A 16,460-nucleotide genomic window follows, 5' to 3' on the forward strand; every position below is an offset into this window, starting at 1 on the left:
AGGCACATCGATGCTGGCAATTATTAATGGAGTTATTGTGACAGAAGAACAATTTTTAACGAATCATATCGTATTAGTAGAGGGCAATACGATTCATGCGATTGTGCCGGAAGCAGATGTGGATTTACAAGGCATGGACGTGTTAGATGCACGCGGTGGCTATGTTTCACCAGGTTTCGTCGATATTCATTCAGATTATATTGAAACGATTGTGAGCCCGCGTCCAACTTCTGTGATGAACATGAACATTGGGTTACGTGAGAGTGAACGTATTTTAATGACACACGGCATTACGACGATTTTCCATTCCTTATCTTATTACGGGGATGATAAATATTCGCATAAGGCGATTCGCAATCCAGAAAATGTTCAAAAATGTGTCGATGCCATTTACGCTTCGCATGATGAGCCACATTTAATTCGTCATCGCTTGCATGCGCGTTTTGAAATTGATTCAATCGATCAAATTCCAAATTTAGAGCGCAATATTTTAGATGGCAAAGTGCATTTACTGTCGTTTATGGATCATACGCCAGGGCAGGGGCAATATCGCAATCTAGAAATTTATAAAAATATTATGCGCGGCTATCGTTCGATGACAGACCAAGAGGCAGATGTGTTAATTCAGGAGCAGGTCGATAAGACGAAAATGACACTTGATGATATTGAGCGCTTAAGCCGACTCGCGATTGAGCATAACATTGCGGTTGCTTCGCATGATGATGACGACGTAGCCAAACTACAGCTCGTGCAATCGTACGGAACAACGATCAGTGAGTTTCCGATCACGCTCGATGTGGCAAGAGAAGCGAAAAAAATGGGTATGCGAACAATTGCAGGTGCACCGAATATTTTAATTGGTGGTTCACATTCTGGGAATTTAAGTGCGAGTGAGGCAATTCAAGCGCAAGTCATCGACATTATTTGTAGTGATTATTATCCTCCGGCGATGCTCCATGGCATTTTTGAGCTCGCGACAAAATATGAGGAAGATTTACATCGTTTATTCCAATTAGTGACGATTAACCCTGCACGTGCGGTTAATTTAGATCATGAAATTGGCTCCATTGCGGTCGGTAAAAAGGCAGATGTATTAATTATTGAGCAAATGGAAGACGGCTATCCTGTTGTCACAACAACAATGGTGGACGGTAGCATTATTATGCAAACGAATTATCGCTAAGGGGGAGAACGATGTTAACTATACAAAATTTGCAAAAATCATTTACCATTCATCATTTACAAAAAACTTTCCCAGCACTTGATCGGATTTCACTGCATGTGAAGGAGGGCGGCTTTTTAGGGATTGTCGGGAAAAGTGGAAGTGGCAAATCGACGATCTTAAAAAGTATTTACCGCACATATGAGCCACAAGCTGGGGAAATCCTGTTTCATTCAGAAGCCTTTGGGGAGATTGATTTATTGCAGGCGACACCTCGTCAAATTGTGTATTTACGCAAGCATGAGATTGGCTATGTGTCGCAATTTTTAAATGTCATGCCTCGAACGACGGCCTTAGAGCTTGTGACGCAATCTTTATTGGATGTTGGGGTAGGGCAGGAAAAAGCAATCGACCGAGCAAAAGCGGCATTACGCCATTTCGATTTAGATGAAAAGTTGTGGAATAGTTATCCGAATAATTTCTCGGGTGGTGAAAAGCTACGTCTAAATATTGCTTGTGCGATTGTCAAAGAACCGCGTCTCCTCCTTTTAGATGAGCCGACTGCGAGTTTAGACCAAGCGTCAAAGGTCAAGGTACGTGAATCGATTGAAAAGCTCAAGGCACAGGGGACGACGTTAATTGGGATTTTCCATGACCTCGAATTCATGGAGGGGCTTTGTGATGAGGTCTTTACGATGACGAAATATATCGATAAGGAAGTGTTGGCGTGAAAATCGACTTGCATACGCATAGCCGTTATTCCGATGGCAGCGAAACATTGGAAGAGTTATTTCAGCAGGCAAAGGTAGCAGGAATCACACATTTAGGGGTAGTGGACCATGATACAACAGCCCATCATGCAGAGGGACGGCAGCTTGCAGCACAGTACAATATCGCGTTTATCGCGGGTGTTGAAATATCGGCCTACGACTTTCAGCGTCAACGCAAGGTGCATATGCTGGGCTACGGCTTTCAAGGTGAATGTTCGCACATTCAAGCATTGTGCGGGCCACTTCTTGCACGCCGACATGCACATTCCTTATGGCAAGTAGCGCGCATACAGGAGGCAGGCTTCGCGTTAGACAAGGAGCAGGCGCTTGCCTTTGCACGTGAAAGCGGCACGTTATATAAGCAACATATTATGAATGCGTTGACAGAGGAAGCATACGACGCGAAAAATTATCAAACATTGTATCGCTCATTATTTAAGCAAGCAGGGGTCGCGGCAGGCGATATTCGCTATGTGGATGCCTTTGATGCCTTACGTGCCATTCATGCGGATGGTGGAGTGGCTGTATTGGCACATCCAGGACAGCTAGACTCTTTTGATATCGCAGAAGAGCTTGTACAAGAGGGGCTAGATGGGATTGAGCTCATTCACCCGGACCATACACCTTTGCATATGGAACGCGTTCAACAGTTGGCAGACAAGTATAACTTAATGACAACGGGTGGATCGGATTACCACGGCCGATATGGTGCGTCTGTACAGCTAGGGCAATATACGATTCCTCATTTACAAACACCGGCATTTGTAAAGTGAATGTAAAGCATTATTAAGAAAAGCGCGCGGCTATTTTCAAGCGCTCATTGAGATGATTAAATGGGGCATGTAGAGCGGTTTTACAAACTATTTGAATGATAAGGGAGAAGAAAAAATGAACAAACGATGGTTATCAATTTTGATGGGCATGTTAAGTGTACTTTTTTTAGCTGCTTGTAGTTCTTCAAATGATGAAAATGAAACAGGAGAAGTAAAGAAAGCAAATGCAGATTCGGATGAGCCACTTGTAATGGTTTGGTATCCAAATGAATCAGGCTCTGACTTAGCTCCTTCTCGTGATGCTTTTGCTGACATCTTTGAAAAGGCAACAGGTCGTAAAGTAGAACATAAATTAACGACAGATTATGCGATTGCGATTGAATCGATTGCAAACGGCAATGCACATATTGCTTTCATGGGAGCACAAGGGTATATCGAAGCAAAGGAAAAAAGTGCTGATGTGGAGCCATTAGTTGTACCATCAGGCGAGTCTGGTACGTTAGACGATGCGATCTATTATAGTTGGTTAGCTGTTCCAAAGGACAAGGCAGAACAATATAAAATCAATGGTGAGTTTACGTTAGATGCAACAGAAGGTAAAAGCATTTCTTTCGTATCGGCATCTTCAACATCAGGTTTCAAAGTACCAACAAGTTCAATTATTTCTCACTTTAGCGATAAAAATTTAACAGAAGAAGCATTAATGGAAGGCAATGAGGTGTATCCGGATGTCCTATTCGGTGACTCGCACCAAGGCTCAGCAGTAAATATGCTAATGGAGCGCTCGGACATTGCAGCATTTTGTAATACATGTGTAGAGGCATATGTGGAAATCGTCGATGGCGAAAAAAATACACCAGGTGCCGTATATAAAGTAAAAGACGATGCAGCAGCACCATTTAATACATTAGTTGGGAAAGAGTTTGTCCTAATCCAAGTAACGCCAGTATTAAATGCTCCATTCGTTGTGAACACATCGGTGTTAGCGGCAGAAGAGGTTCAAACATTAAAAGAGCTTTTAACTTCAGATGAAACAGCAAATAATACAAGCATTTTTGTACCGGAAGATTCAGGCGGTTCAGGTCTATTCTATAAGTCAGCGGACGAGCGTTTCTTAGAAGTAGAAGATGCATGGTTTAACCCAATTCGCGAACTATCAAAATAGTGCTCTAAAGGGCTTTTATCTCTCACGATAGAAGCCTTTTTTTAAAAAGCGAAGAGATGTGAATCTTCACGCTAAAGACTTGCTATTAAAGGAGAGAACAGGATGTCTACGATTGTATTGGAAAGGCAGTCACAGCAGGCTGAATCCATCATTGCACCGGATAAGACACAAGCAAATACGATTTTGCAGCTAAATAAAATTGGCAAAAGCTATGACCAAAAGGCAGTAATATTAAATGGCATTGATTTGTCATTGCACGAAGGAGAGTTCGTGTCCATTATCGGTCAATCGGGCGCAGGAAAGTCGACATTACTCCGTTGCATTAACCGTATGATTGAACCATCAAGTGGCGAAATCATTTTCAATCAGCAAGACATTACGACGTTAAGTAAAAAACAATTGCGCAAGCAACGTGCGAAAATCGGGATGATTTTTCAGCATTATAATTTAGTTTCTCGTCTTACGGTATTTGAGAATGTTCTCCATGGTCGCTTTGGCTATAAATCTACGCTACAAGGGATTCTTGGCATTTATACAGAGGAAGAAAAGCGACTGGCTTTATCGATACTAGAAAAGCTCGGGATGAAGGATCATATTTATAAGCGCTGTGACCAGCTAAGTGGTGGACAAAAGCAGCGAGTAGGGATTGCCAGAGCGTTAGTGCAGGAGCCGAAGCTATTATTGTGTGACGAGCCAATCGCGTCCCTCGATCCGAATTCATCGAAGGTTATTATGGATCATTTAAAGGAAATTTCGCAGTCCATGGGCATTACCGTGCTAGTGAATTTACACCAAGTAGATGTGGCCGTTCGTTATTCTGACCGAATTATCGGCTTGAGTAAAGGGGCGAAAGTGTTCGACGGTGCACCGAAGCATTTAAGCCAGTTTGCGATACGCGATATTTATGGAACAGACGTGGATGAATTAATCATGGAGTAATGCGGAGGGTATGATGACAGAAACGAATATTTTACGTATGAAAAAGTGGCGAATGACAGGAGTATTGGTTGTTCTCATTGTATTAACGTATGGCTCAGCGGCTTTTACGAAGTTTAATCTAATCGACGGAATAAGCTCAATTCCGAGTACGATTGCCTGGATGATTCAAAATTTAGTGCCATCAGCTGAAGCAATGGAAAATTTACCGAAAGTGCTAGAACGCCTGTGGGAGACGATTATTTTATCGGTTATTGCTTCTACAACAGCAGCCGTATTTGCGTTGTTTTTTGCGATGTTTGGCGCACAAACGACACAGTTCAATCGTTCCTTTGGCTTTGTGGCAAGGTTGATCGCATCGATTTTTCGTAATGTGCCGGTTGTAGCGTGGGCACTGATTCTCGTTGTTTCATTTGGTCATAATGTCGTAACAGGCTATTTGGCTCTATTTTTCTCAACGTTTGGGTTTTTAGTGCGTATGTTTATAGAAACAATTGACGAGGCCAGCTCAGAAGGGGTAGAGGCGTTAACGGCAACAGGCTCCACTTATTTTCAAATGGTATTTAAGGGCGTGCTGCCAGATACGATGCCGCAAATGCTCAGCTGGGTGTTCTATATGATTGAGACGAATATTCGTAGTGCGACATTGATTGGGTTATTAACAGGTACAGGGATTGGCTATTTATTTGATTTGTACTATAAGCGGCTCGATTATGGCATGTTAGGGCTCATTACAATCATGATTGTTGCGGTTGTGTTTATCATTGAGTTTACATCGAATAAAGTAAGGAGGGCGATTTCATAATGCAAGTTACGCCTTCATTAACCAATGTCAAAATGAGAAATGGCCGTATTCAAATCAGTAAGGTGACGAGAGCAAATGTGATGATGCGCCTCGTGCTCTGGGCACTATTGCTGATGACGGTGATCGGCCCCTTTTTACTGGATTATGGCTCGATCGAGTGGGCAACAGCGATTTCACTAACGCTAGGGAATTTAAAAATGATGTTTTTAGAGCCGGCGTTTCATCAAATTACATTTGCGACAGCGTTAGAGCAAATTGGCATTACGCTTGCGTTAGCCTTTTTAGCCACGGTTTTAGGGGCAGTCGTGTCCTTTTTCCTTGCGATTTTTAGCGCCAAAAATTTAGCGCCTCCGTCCGTATCGAATGCGATTATCGCGTTTAATTCGTTTATAAGAGCCGTGCCGACTGTTCTGTGGGTGTTGATCTTTGCGATTGTTGCAGGACTTGGGGCAGTGGCGTGTGTACTCGGGATGATGCTGCACACGATGGCTTACTTAACGAAGGCCTATGCGGAATCCTTTGAGGAGCTAGACGAAGGCACGATCGAGGCATTACGTGCATCAGGAGCGAACTGGTGGCACATCATCGCCCATGCTGTCGTACCGCAGTCTTCGTCTTATATGGTATCGTGGACATTCCTGCGCTTTGAAACAAACTACGGTGTAGCAGTTGCCATGGGGGCAGCCGCAGCAGCAGGTGGTATTGGGTTCGAGCTCTTTATGGCGTCTGGTTTCTATTATGATTTACATGAGGTCGGGATGATTACGTATTGCGCCCTTATTGTGGCGATTATATTAGAGGTCGTATCGATGCGCATTAAACGAAGCTTAATGGCAAAATCATAAAAGAAAAATAGAGGTGGAGAAATGCTGAGCGCTTTCTTCACCTCTATTTGTTTTCTTAACTCGCAATGAGTAAAAAATATCCTAAAAATATCAATTAAATAGTGAGATGTATAAAGGGAAGTGGTATCATAGCCTCCGCGCTTTGCCACAGCCTGTTTGGATCTCCTGTTCCTGCTCCTGACGTTGCACTTTCGTCGCAAAGAGAATCTTGGCTCCTGTGGCTATGGCGCGCTACGGCAAAAGTGAATGCTTCTGGATATTTTAGAAAAACATTTCTCTTCTCTAAAAGAAATCAATTTCTTTCTAGTTGCAAGTATAATTGCCCAGCCTCTACCGTAATGAATGAGCATCTTTCTTTAGTTTTAGCAACCGATTATTGTATTGAATAATAGTTGCTTGTAGCGCAGGCGCGAGACTCCTACGGGAAAAGCGAGACAATCAAGACCCCACAGGAAATTTATTTGCGACGAAAGCGTAGCGACAGGAGCAGCGAAGGATGAGCGACGAGGAGGCTTGATCTCGCCCGTGGAAAGCAACGGTTACCCAAATGGTAATATATATTTCAGGATTTGCTCATTGTGAGTTAGTAAAATCATTTTATGAAGGAAGGTGAATGACGTGAAGTATTATACAATTCAAAGTAAAGAGGCATATGAACAGGCAATGAACAAAGGAACAATGTCGGCCTCAAAGGAGTATGTTTGGGAAGAGTTTTTAGTTGCCTATGACTGGATGATACAGCAAATGAACAATCGAATCGGTCATAATGGTACATATCCTATTTGGCTATGGACGGAGAAACGAGATTTGCATGATGAAGCCTTGCTCCCAAGCGGCACAGCAGGGGTTCAAATTGAAGTGGAAATGCCAACCCAGCAAGTACTGCTGTCTGATTTTGAGGCGTGGCATATGGTGTTAATGAATGATTTTCTAGCCTTAAGTGGAGAAGAGGATGAATTATTTTCTGCTGGAAAATTGAACATCACAAAAGAAGCGTCGTGGGAAAGAGTGTTTGATTTACAATTATTAAATGGGTCTGATTATTGGGCAGGGGAGCAAGTCATTCAGGTCACGACGGGCGAAATCAACGTATCTCAGTTTAAAAAAGTGGAGCATTTTATTGCAAAATAAAGGATTTAGAGAAGGAGTACAACAATGAATGAATTTCATAAGGCATTAACATACATAAATGAACTATTTTATGCGCCTAATAAGCTCGCTATAAAAGATGTAATAGAAGAAACTCAAAATGCGGAATATGGGGCGGGGATATTTCAATTAAATTGTAAATCGATCAGGTTTCGAGTCGCGAAAATAACACCTACTAAGATCGGACAGTTTGTAGCCTTTTGGGAAAAGGACGATAAAAATAAAAACCAAGCATTTTCATTTGAAAAAGCGCCCGATTTATTGGTCATTAATACGTTTACTGATGATCAGCGTTTTGGACAATTCGTTTTTCCAAAAGAAGTTCTGGTGAAACAAAATATCCTAAAAACAGCGACTAAAAAAGGGAAGATGGCGATGAGGGTCTATCCTAGTTGGGATACGCCTACGAGTAAACAAGCAATCGCAACGCAAAAATGGCAATTACCTTATTTCGTTCATCTGGGTGATGCCAATAGTTTAGCGGTACAGGAACTATTAAAGCTATATTCCAACTAAAATCCTTGAACCATATTCTCAGTTTAATTAGGAGCACCGTGTGCAGTAAAAAAAGCTGATTCGAATAGTCCAATCAGTTTCTGCTTTTAAGCCTTTTTTCCGTTTCAATCCCCGCACTGAAAACAGCCACTATCATCGTAAAGAAAAATAGGATTTGAATGAATCGGTCTGCTGTCCAATAGCCTAAAAAATTCATGAATACAAGAATCACAAATAACACGGCTGTCGCAATCCGTATATACAGGCGTAAATTATGAGTCATTTTTACTCCTCCTATTTAGGTTAATAAGGTTATATTGTAAGGTTAACATAAAATGGATATTAAAACCAATTTATCGCTGAGTGCTTCGTTTAGAGAAACTTTTAGCGCCCTTTATCCGTATAACAACGAAAGGGGGGATCAGTATGAAGGAACGGTTGCAATTATTTGTAGATAATGTAGAAAAGATTCGCCTTTACTTCGGTGTGGACGGGGAAAGGTTCGTGAAGAAAATGGCGACACAATTAACGGTGCGCGGGATTCGATTTTATTATCACGATTATGAGGAAGTACAAAAGCACATTAAGGCGAACACGAAATGGTATGGTGTTGCGCGAAGTAGTGTGAAAATCGCGCATGCGTATTATGTGCAGTTTGCGAAAGAGCCGGAGCAGGTGAAGCAAGCGATTGCACAGCAAGCATTCGTCAAAACAAAAGGCTTTGCTTCTTCGGAGGATGCGTATTTGGCCGCGATGTATGTAAAAGACAGTGAGCAGGCGCAAAAAATGGAGCTTTTAACGAAAGAGCTCATAAAGCAGCCAAGCTTAAAATTTTCTTCATTATCGCTACTTTTACGGGCTATGCTAGCAACGCGACCCGAATCACCAGAGGAGCTAGCGACTACATACGAGCAATATTATCAACGACTAATCAGTCTAGGCTGGAAACGCGACGGCACAAGCAAAAATGCCGCCTTTCTGTTGACGATTGGCACAGGTGCATGGGATGAAACGATTTGGGCGAAGGTAGAGGAGCTAGCGGCACTCATTCAAGCAGCGAGCACGAAGCTTGAACCCCGTCATTATAGTGTTGTGTGTCTACTGGCACTGGCCAAGTTTGAAACGCCCGCCTTTCCAGCGCTAACGGAAATCCACGACCAAGTGTGCCAAGTGTTAAAAGCGAAACCAAAGTATGATAATACCTTACTCATCGCTACACAGATTTACACAGCGAGCGAAGCATTTAGTGACCTCCCAACATATGACTTCGATTTTGCGGATATTGTGATGCAAGCAATCGATGGTGATTCAGGCGGAGATGCTGGTGGTGACGGCGGTAGCGGGGGAGACTAACAAGAATTAGGGTGCGAGCAAAACCCGCAGCTATCCAGTCAAAAAACTAGCTCAAGCCATGTATAAAAATCGATATTCTGCACAAACTAATCACACACTCTCCTGATAGGTTTCTGTTTTCCAAGAACGTGGAGATTTTTCTATTAACTTCATGTAGAGGTTTCTGCAAAGGAAGCGGGAACTCAAACTTTGATGAGATCGCATGCGATGTGATCTCTTTTTTTATCCCGCATTAACGGGCATTAAGACTCCCACCTCAAGGCTTAAGGAAAATCGAGAAGCGTAGGTGGGAGATCAACTGCCCGTAAAAGCCCGATTGGTTAAGGACAACAGGACGTTGGTCACGCAGGCGTTGCCACACGACGTGGCGTTCTTAGCTTGCGTTCCTCTCTCAATCAGTGGGGGATGAGGAAACCCCCCACTGATTGAAGTTTCACTTTATGCGGATGCACTACTTACAAAATTTTAATCCTCCAAATTTTGGTGAAGTGCCGAAAAAGCGTTATAATATAAAATAACCAATCAGACAGGGAGAAGTGTTATGAATTTATTTATCGTAAGTGACATACATGGGATGGCCAAAGAATTTGAAGCAATTCTACAGCACTGGGATAAGGAAAGTTTGCTTGTGATTTTAGGTGATATGATTGATCGCGGGGAGTACTCTTATGAGGTGGTACAGCGTGTGATGGCTTTACAGCAACAATATCCCGAAAAAGTGATCGTCATGAAAGGGAATCATGAGGATTTGCTCATGTACTATGTGGACGGTTTGATGAAAGATCCAACACCGTTTTTAATGAATGGTGGTATGGAGATGCTGCGTTCGTTCATCAAGGACGTAGATATAGAGGCAACAGCGGAAAATATAGAAATTTTAACAACACAGTTTGCCAAGGAAATCGACTTTTTACGGAATGCTCGTCACTATTACCAATATGGCAAGCTGCTGCTGACACATGCTGGTTTTGATTCGGCACTCGATCATTGGCAAAACACAAAGAGTCGTGATTTTTTGTGGATTCGCAATCATTACATACATGAAAATAAAACCGGCCTAGTGAATGTTTTTGGTCATACGCCAACACGCAATATGCATGAAATCGACGATATTTGGATTAGCCCGTGCCAAAGCTATATTGGTATCGACGGCGGCTGTGCATACGGCGGTCAATTAAATGCCTTGCTGATGAGCGAGCAAGGGGAGATTTTGGATACATTTGTTGTGCTGTCGGGTAAGGAAATAAAGATGGAAGAAAAGGGACTGCCTCATGGATGAGACAGTCTCTTTTTCAATTCAAGTAAGTATGCTCCAGGAGAAAAGAAGCACACTACTCAAAAGTATTTTAAAATTGAAAATATTTTATTTCGTGTAACGTAAATAGATTACTCACGTCTAATGCCTTGAAGTACAGCAACTAGAAAAAGGAGAGAATAGTATGAAAAAAATGTGGATGATGGTGCTAACGGCGATGTTAGCGATGGTGATTGCAGCTTGTTCTGGCAACGAGTCTGCTACAGTGGAAGTCAAGGAGTCTGCAAAAGAAATAGCAGACACGATGGTAGCGGAAGTCGAGCAACCCGCACAAATCGAATTATCGGCAGAACAATTAAAAGAATTCTACAATATAGATGCGGCAAAGCTGGAAGACTTTTCAGTGCGCATGCCAATGATGAATGTCAAAACAAATGAAATTGCGATTTTTAAAGTAAAAGAGGCAAAAGACGTGGCGGAGATTGAAGCAGCGGCGAAGCAACGCGCGGAAAATGTCATGAAGCAATTCGAGCAATATTTACCGGATCAATATGAAAATGCGAAAAACTATAAAATCGTGACAAAAGACAATTATGTATTAATGGTTATTTCTGAAAGTGCAGAAGAACTAATCAACGTGTACGATCGCTTCTTCGAAAAAAAATAGACGGCGATGGTATTTAGTAGCCTGCTGTTCCTATTTTTATTTTTGCCGGCTGTTTTAATACTTTATTATAGTGCCCCAAGAAGGATGAGAAATCTCATTTTATTTATAATGAGCCTGCTCTTCTATGCTTGGGGTGAGCCGGTTTACATTGTCATTATGTTAGTGTCTACGGTGACTGATTATAGTTTTGGGTTGCTATTAGATAAACCGAATATGGTTGCCATCAAGCGGAAGGGCATTGTGGCATGTTCGATTATCGTGAATCTTTTGCTGTTATCTTTTTTCAAGTACGCGGATTTTTTCATTCAAAATGTCAATGCATTCGCTGGGACGAATATGCCACTACTAGAGCTGCCTTTGCCTATCGGAATCTCCTTTTACACGTTCCAATCGATGTCTTACATTATCGACGTGTATAGAGGAACGGCGAAAGCACAGCGCAATTGGATCGACTTCGGCGCGTATATTGCACTGTTCCCGCAACTAGTGGCAGGACCAATCGTGAAATATAGTACGATTGCCGAACAACTGCAACAGCGTTCGGAAAATATGAAGATGTTCGCAGAGGGGGTTCGTCGGTTTACAATCGGACTAGCGAAAAAGGTGCTCTTAGCGAACAATATCGGCTTACTGTGGGACACCATTTCTAGCTCTAATCTAGAGACGATGCCGGTGTTAACAGCTTGGCTTGGCATTATCGCCTTTGCCTTCCAAATTTATTTTGATTTTAGTGGTTATTCGGATATGGCCATTGGTCTTGGCCTTATGTTTGGTTTCCGGTTTAATGAAAATTTCAACAAGCCGTATATTGCACAGAGCATAACAGACTTTTGGCGAAGATGGCATATTTCGCTTGGGTCGTGGTTTCGCGAATATGTGTACATTCCACTTGGAGGCAATCGGCGCGGGTTAGCCATCCAAATGCGTAATATCCTCATTGTGTGGATGCTCACAGGTTTTTGGCATGGCGCCAACTGGAATTTTATCGTTTGGGGACTGTATTTTGGTGTTATTCTCCTGATGGAAAAGTGGTGGGGGCTTACGTTGCTTCTGCGTTTGCCTCGCTGGATGCGACATCTGTATGCGATCGTACTTATTCTCATCGGCTGGGTACTGTTTGCCTTTGAACAGCCTACTGCGATTGTTGATTATTTGGCGGCAATGTGGGGATTCAATGGGCAGTCACTTTGGAATGCCGATACGGTGTACTTTTTCTACACAAACGCCGTACTTCTATTCGTGTTAATCATTGCCTCGCTACCAATCAAGCAATGGTCAAAAATGAATGAATTGTCGTTCGTTCATGTAGTATGGTATGCATTTCTTTATTTGCTTTCTGTCGCGTATTTAGTAGATGCCACGTTTAACCCGTTTTTATATTTTCGTTTTTAGGGAGGGAATCATATGAAGCAATATACCGAGCGATTATTCGTGTTTGGCTTTGTCGGTACGATGTTTCTAATAGCGCTCCTTTTTTTCATTTTGCCTCATCAACGTTTCTCTGAACTAGAAAATAGGTATTTACAAGCGACACCACAGCTGACGTGGGAGAACTTATTATCGAAGCAATATGCCGAAGAGGTGGAAAGCTTCATCACGGATCATTTTCCGTTTCGGGACAAGTGGTTATGGGTGAAATCGACTTCAGAAAAGTACCGCTTGCAGCAGGAGAATAACGGCATTTACCAAGGGAAAGACGGCTATTTATTTGAAAAGTTTGTAGAGCCTGATTACACGACAGTCGCGCAATATACCGAGGCGGTCAATGCATTTGCAGGCAATCATCCAAAAGTGGCTATGACGTTTCTGCTTGCCCCGACATCGATTGGTCTTTATCCGGAGCGGTTACCATGGTTAGCCCCGTCGTATCCGCAATGGAAGGTCAATGAATTTATCGGGGAACATATGCACAACGAGATCACGTTTATGAATGGCTTTGATTTTCTCACGCCGCATGCAGCAGAGCCGATTTATTATCGAACCGACCATCACTGGACGACATATGGCGCGTATTTAGCCTATGTCGCATATGCCGAGCAGCAAGGATGGCAGCCGCTGTCACCGCAAGATTTTCGGATTGAAACGGTCAGCCAGTCGTTTTTAGGCAGCTATCATACAAGAAGTCAATTTACGAATGTCACACCAGATCAAATCGACGCGTACATCCCGCGTGATGCGGTCACGACCGAGATGTATATCGCCGATACCGATCAAACGGTAACAAGCCTATATGATCCAAGCTTTCTTGCCAAAAAAGATCAGTATTCTTATTTTCTAGGCGGGGTCCATGCGCTCATGAAGCTAACAACCGGGCTCCCTCCGCAACAGATTGAACAAGAGAAGCTACTCATTATCAAAGACTCGTATGCCCATAATGTCATCCCGTTTCTCACAAGGCATGTGCCGGAAATTCATGTCATCGATCTGCGCTATTATAATGGCAGCATTGATGCGTATTTGACGGAGCATGATATTAAAGACGTCCTGTTTTTATTTAACACGACTACATTTGTGGAGGATGAATCTTTGTTGAAGTTGAAGTGATGGGGTAAAATAGGGGAATCCCACTGCACATGAGGCGGTGGGATTTTGTTTTGTAAAAATGAAGTGTTGATTAATGGTATGATGGAGAAAACACAAAAAGGTGAAATAGGTTATGAATTTTTATATCGTTATGCAGGGGCGTACATATATAGATGAAAAATCCAAAGGTATTATTTGGTCTCATATAATTGATAAAAGCGGTCAAACGCCACACTTTTGGGAACGAATGAAGGAAGTAAAAGTGGGAGATGTCATTTTTCATTATGTAAAAGGTGAGATTGTTGCCATTAGTATTGTGAGAAAAGACTGTTATGAAGGGAAAAAACCGTATAACGATGAAGAGGATGTCATTGGATTTACGGTGGAAGTGGCGTATGAGGAGTTAGAAAAAACGTTAAATATTAAAAATTATTTTAAAGAAATTCAACCGTTACTACCGAGAAAATATGCTGCTTTTCAAGAAAATGGCGATGGCAACCAAGGCTATCTTTTTCCGTGCAATGAGATGTTAGCACTGAAATTGTTAGAATTAATCGGTGACTTAAATGTTTATGAAGAAGAACAGGAGCAACTGGAATTTGCGATCGGGCCAATTGTAAAGAAGGAACGAAATAAGCTTGTCCCTATTTTAGCTGAAACAGAGGCAGAAGCTAAAGTGAAAATTCGTAAAGGGCAACAAAGGTTCAAACGAGGGTTGTCTCCTTTATGGAATAACCAATGTGCATTGTGTGGAATTGATTTACCAGCATTGCTTATAGCTAGTCATTCCAAGCCGTGGAAAGACAGTACCGATGAAGAAAGGCTAGATATTTATAACGGATTACTTCTTTGCTGCAATCATGATGCATTGTATGATCAAGGGTATATTGCATTTGACGGGACAGGGAAAATCCATATTTCCAATGAGATAAATGAAGAAGATTATGAGAAATATGGCATTCATCCAAAAATGCGTGTGAATCGTCGACAAGAGAATAAACCGTATTTTAAATGGCATAAGCGCAATGTTTTTAGATAGTAGTGTGGTCTTTTAATAAAGATTGATAATTTATAATTAAGTTCGATCATTTATAATAAAGTTTGTTAAAAAACCTGTATGGAATGTAGTTCTCTTATTCCATAATCGGGCCATTTAATTGAATAACACTTCTAAATTAAAAATGGGGTTTTATGTTAATCTTGATGTGAGTTTGTGAAACAATGTACTTAAGCTAACGGGGCAGGTTAGTTCAAAAAGGAATTCCATTTTTACACCGTTTATGACAAAGTTGAACCGAAATGTTATTATTTCAGTTTTTCTTGATCCACTAACAGGCAGATAGTTGAAGAAGAGGTCACTGGATCATTCGAACAGAAAATAGCGGCGTAAATGCGAACGGATGAAAAATAATGTTCGTACTTGTATCGTGAGATTTTGAATAGATGTTCTAGTAATCCCATAGTGTTTGTTATAATGAATAAAAGACTTGATTGGCGTGAAGACATGGATGAATATATTCGATTGGTGAACAAATCCGAAGATTATATTGAAAGCCATCTGAGTGAAAAAATTTCACTAGATGATTTAGCAAATAATGCAAATATGTCTAAATATCATTTCCATCGTTTATTTAGAAAATACAATAACGAGACGGTGAAACAGTTTGTTACTAGAATAAAAGTGGAGCGATCAGGGATATTCCTCGCAGTCCGCAATGATTTGAGCATCACAGATATTGCTCTCCGATATGGCTATAATGATGCGAGTACCTTCAATAAAGCTTTTAAGAAGTATATAGGAATGTCTCCTTTAGAATACAGGAAAGCAAGAAACGACAAGAAATAGCAGATAGTCTTCCCTATACTTAAGTTAAGGGAGATGATATTAATGGAAAAACCAACGATCACAGTAGAAAATATTGAAATGAAAGTAATCTATGTACGCTTCAAAGGAAATTATGTCGAGTATAGAAAAAATAGTCGTAAGATGTTCAATGAACTTTTCAAGTTCGCAAAAAAATATGATCTAATCAAAGATAATGTTACAAAGGTAATGACTATATACCATGACAATCCTTTCGTAACTGATTCAGAAAATTTACGAACTAGTATAGCAATGACGGTTCCATCAGATACTGCAATTGAAGAAGAAGGACAAATCGGTACGATGACTTTTGGCGGAAAATACGCAGTATTACATTATGATTTAACGCTGGGTGAGTATGAAGAAGCTTGGAAATATGCTTATTCTGATTGGTTACTTAATAAAGGCGAATACACACCGAGAGATTCATTCCCATTTGAATTATACGTTACTGAGCCACCAAAAAACTTCAAAGCCAAGAGCAAGACAGATATTTATGTTCCGATTGAGTAAAAATACAATATTTAGATAGCCTTTAATGTTAGTTGATACAATGTATACACATAAACTAATAGGTGCTTTATTTGAAGAAGGCTCATTGAAATGATCAAACTTTTTTATAAAAATCTCATATTAAGCTAAAAAGAGCAACTCCATTTTGATCAATCTTTTTTCAAAATGGAGCATTTTTATTTGTT

General features: G+C 41.3%; 18 protein-coding genes. 17 read left to right on the plus strand and 1 reads right to left on the minus strand.

The annotated features are described in order from the left end of the window. The first annotated feature begins 10 nt into the window (after positions 1–10). The 9 genes from phnM to ACQQ2I_RS01995 all read left to right on the plus strand — a co-directional run bounded on the left by phnM (position 11) and on the right by ACQQ2I_RS01995 (position 8,121). On the plus strand, positions 11–1,183 hold the full coding sequence (gene phnM, locus ACQQ2I_RS01955) for a phosphonate metabolism protein PhnM (RefSeq protein ID WP_431028878.1): 1,173 nt from the start codon (positions 11–13) through the stop codon (positions 1,181–1,183). Positions 1,184–1,194: 11 nt separating this feature from the next. Then, positions 1,195–1,893 (plus strand): phosphonate C-P lyase system protein PhnL, encoded by a 699-nt coding sequence (phnL, locus tag ACQQ2I_RS01960; protein ID WP_431028879.1) that lies wholly within the window; start codon positions 1,195–1,197, stop codon positions 1,891–1,893. Then, positions 1,890–2,705 carry a PHP domain-containing protein gene (locus ACQQ2I_RS01965; RefSeq protein ID WP_431028880.1) on the plus strand — a complete coding sequence of 272 codons (816 nt, stop codon included), beginning with the start codon at positions 1,890–1,892 and terminating at the stop codon, positions 2,703–2,705. The genes phnL and ACQQ2I_RS01965 overlap by 4 nt, the downstream gene beginning before the upstream one ends. Before the next feature lie 115 nt (positions 2,706–2,820). Further along, the gene (locus ACQQ2I_RS01970; protein ID WP_431028881.1) at positions 2,821–3,870 is read left to right on the plus strand and encodes a PhnD/SsuA/transferrin family substrate-binding protein; all 1,050 of its coding nucleotides are present in this window, start codon (positions 2,821–2,823) and stop codon (positions 3,868–3,870) included. Positions 3,871–3,972: 102 nt separating this feature from the next. After that, positions 3,973–4,809 (plus strand): phosphonate ABC transporter ATP-binding protein, encoded by an 837-nt coding sequence (gene phnC, locus ACQQ2I_RS01975; RefSeq protein ID WP_431028882.1) that lies wholly within the window; start codon positions 3,973–3,975, stop codon positions 4,807–4,809. 13 nt (positions 4,810–4,822) lie between these two features. Continuing rightward, positions 4,823–5,611 (plus strand): phosphonate ABC transporter, permease protein PhnE, encoded by a 789-nt coding sequence (phnE, locus tag ACQQ2I_RS01980; RefSeq protein WP_431028883.1) that lies wholly within the window; start codon positions 4,823–4,825, stop codon positions 5,609–5,611. Continuing rightward, positions 5,611–6,456 (plus strand): PhnE/PtxC family ABC transporter permease, encoded by an 846-nt coding sequence (locus ACQQ2I_RS01985; RefSeq protein WP_431028884.1) that lies wholly within the window; start codon positions 5,611–5,613, stop codon positions 6,454–6,456. The genes phnE and ACQQ2I_RS01985 overlap by 1 nt, the downstream gene beginning before the upstream one ends. A 618-nt stretch (positions 6,457–7,074) precedes the next feature. Then, complete coding sequence (locus ACQQ2I_RS01990) at positions 7,075–7,587, plus strand: DUF3841 domain-containing protein (protein WP_431028885.1); 513 nt, start codon at positions 7,075–7,077, stop codon at positions 7,585–7,587. Between the two features lie 24 nt (positions 7,588–7,611). Beyond that, positions 7,612–8,121: a MepB family protein gene (locus tag ACQQ2I_RS01995; RefSeq protein WP_431028886.1), complete on the plus strand. Its 510-nt coding sequence runs from the start codon at positions 7,612–7,614 to the stop codon at positions 8,119–8,121. A gap of 73 nt (positions 8,122–8,194) precedes the next feature. Here ACQQ2I_RS01995 and ACQQ2I_RS02000 read toward each other — a convergent pair whose 3' ends face one another. Further along, complete coding sequence (locus ACQQ2I_RS02000) at positions 8,195–8,383, minus strand: hypothetical protein (protein ID WP_431028887.1); 189 nt, start codon at positions 8,381–8,383, stop codon at positions 8,195–8,197. 143 nt (positions 8,384–8,526) lie between these two features. Between ACQQ2I_RS02000 and ACQQ2I_RS02005 the strand changes: the two genes are divergently transcribed. The 8 genes from ACQQ2I_RS02005 to ACQQ2I_RS02040 all read left to right on the plus strand — a co-directional run bounded on the left by ACQQ2I_RS02005 (position 8,527) and on the right by ACQQ2I_RS02040 (position 16,275). Beyond that, on the plus strand, positions 8,527–9,453 hold the full coding sequence (locus ACQQ2I_RS02005; protein WP_431028888.1) for a DUF4003 family protein: 927 nt from the start codon (positions 8,527–8,529) through the stop codon (positions 9,451–9,453). Between the two features lie 541 nt (positions 9,454–9,994). Then, on the plus strand, positions 9,995–10,732 hold the full coding sequence (locus ACQQ2I_RS02010; RefSeq protein ID WP_431028889.1) for a metallophosphoesterase: 738 nt from the start codon (positions 9,995–9,997) through the stop codon (positions 10,730–10,732). Positions 10,733–10,892: 160 nt separating this feature from the next. After that, entirely contained in the window at positions 10,893–11,375 is a 483-nt protein-coding gene (locus ACQQ2I_RS02015; protein WP_431028890.1) for a DUF4358 domain-containing protein, read from the plus strand. A 6-nt stretch (positions 11,376–11,381) separates the two neighbouring features. Beyond that, entirely contained in the window at positions 11,382–12,767 is a 1,386-nt protein-coding gene (locus ACQQ2I_RS02020) for an MBOAT family O-acyltransferase (protein WP_431028891.1), read from the plus strand. Between the two features lie 12 nt (positions 12,768–12,779). Further along, positions 12,780–13,919, plus strand: coding sequence for a DHHW family protein (locus ACQQ2I_RS02025; protein ID WP_431028892.1), 1,140 nt, complete (start codon positions 12,780–12,782; stop codon positions 13,917–13,919). A 112-nt stretch (positions 13,920–14,031) separates the two neighbouring features. Next, a complete protein-coding gene (locus ACQQ2I_RS02030) occupies positions 14,032–14,937 on the plus strand; it encodes an HNH endonuclease (protein WP_431028893.1) in 906 nt (301 codons plus the stop codon). 435 nt (positions 14,938–15,372) lie between these two features. Continuing rightward, positions 15,373–15,744 (plus strand): helix-turn-helix transcriptional regulator, encoded by a 372-nt coding sequence (locus ACQQ2I_RS02035; RefSeq protein ID WP_431028894.1) that lies wholly within the window; start codon positions 15,373–15,375, stop codon positions 15,742–15,744. Between the two features lie 42 nt (positions 15,745–15,786). After that, the gene (locus ACQQ2I_RS02040) at positions 15,787–16,275 is read left to right on the plus strand and encodes an AraC family transcriptional regulator (protein WP_431028895.1); all 489 of its coding nucleotides are present in this window, start codon (positions 15,787–15,789) and stop codon (positions 16,273–16,275) included. Positions 16,276–16,460 lie beyond the last annotated feature (185 nt).

Source organism: Lysinibacillus sp. LZ02, from assembly GCF_050613145.1.
Classification (GTDB): Bacteria; Bacillota; Bacilli; order Bacillales_A; family Planococcaceae; genus Lysinibacillus_B.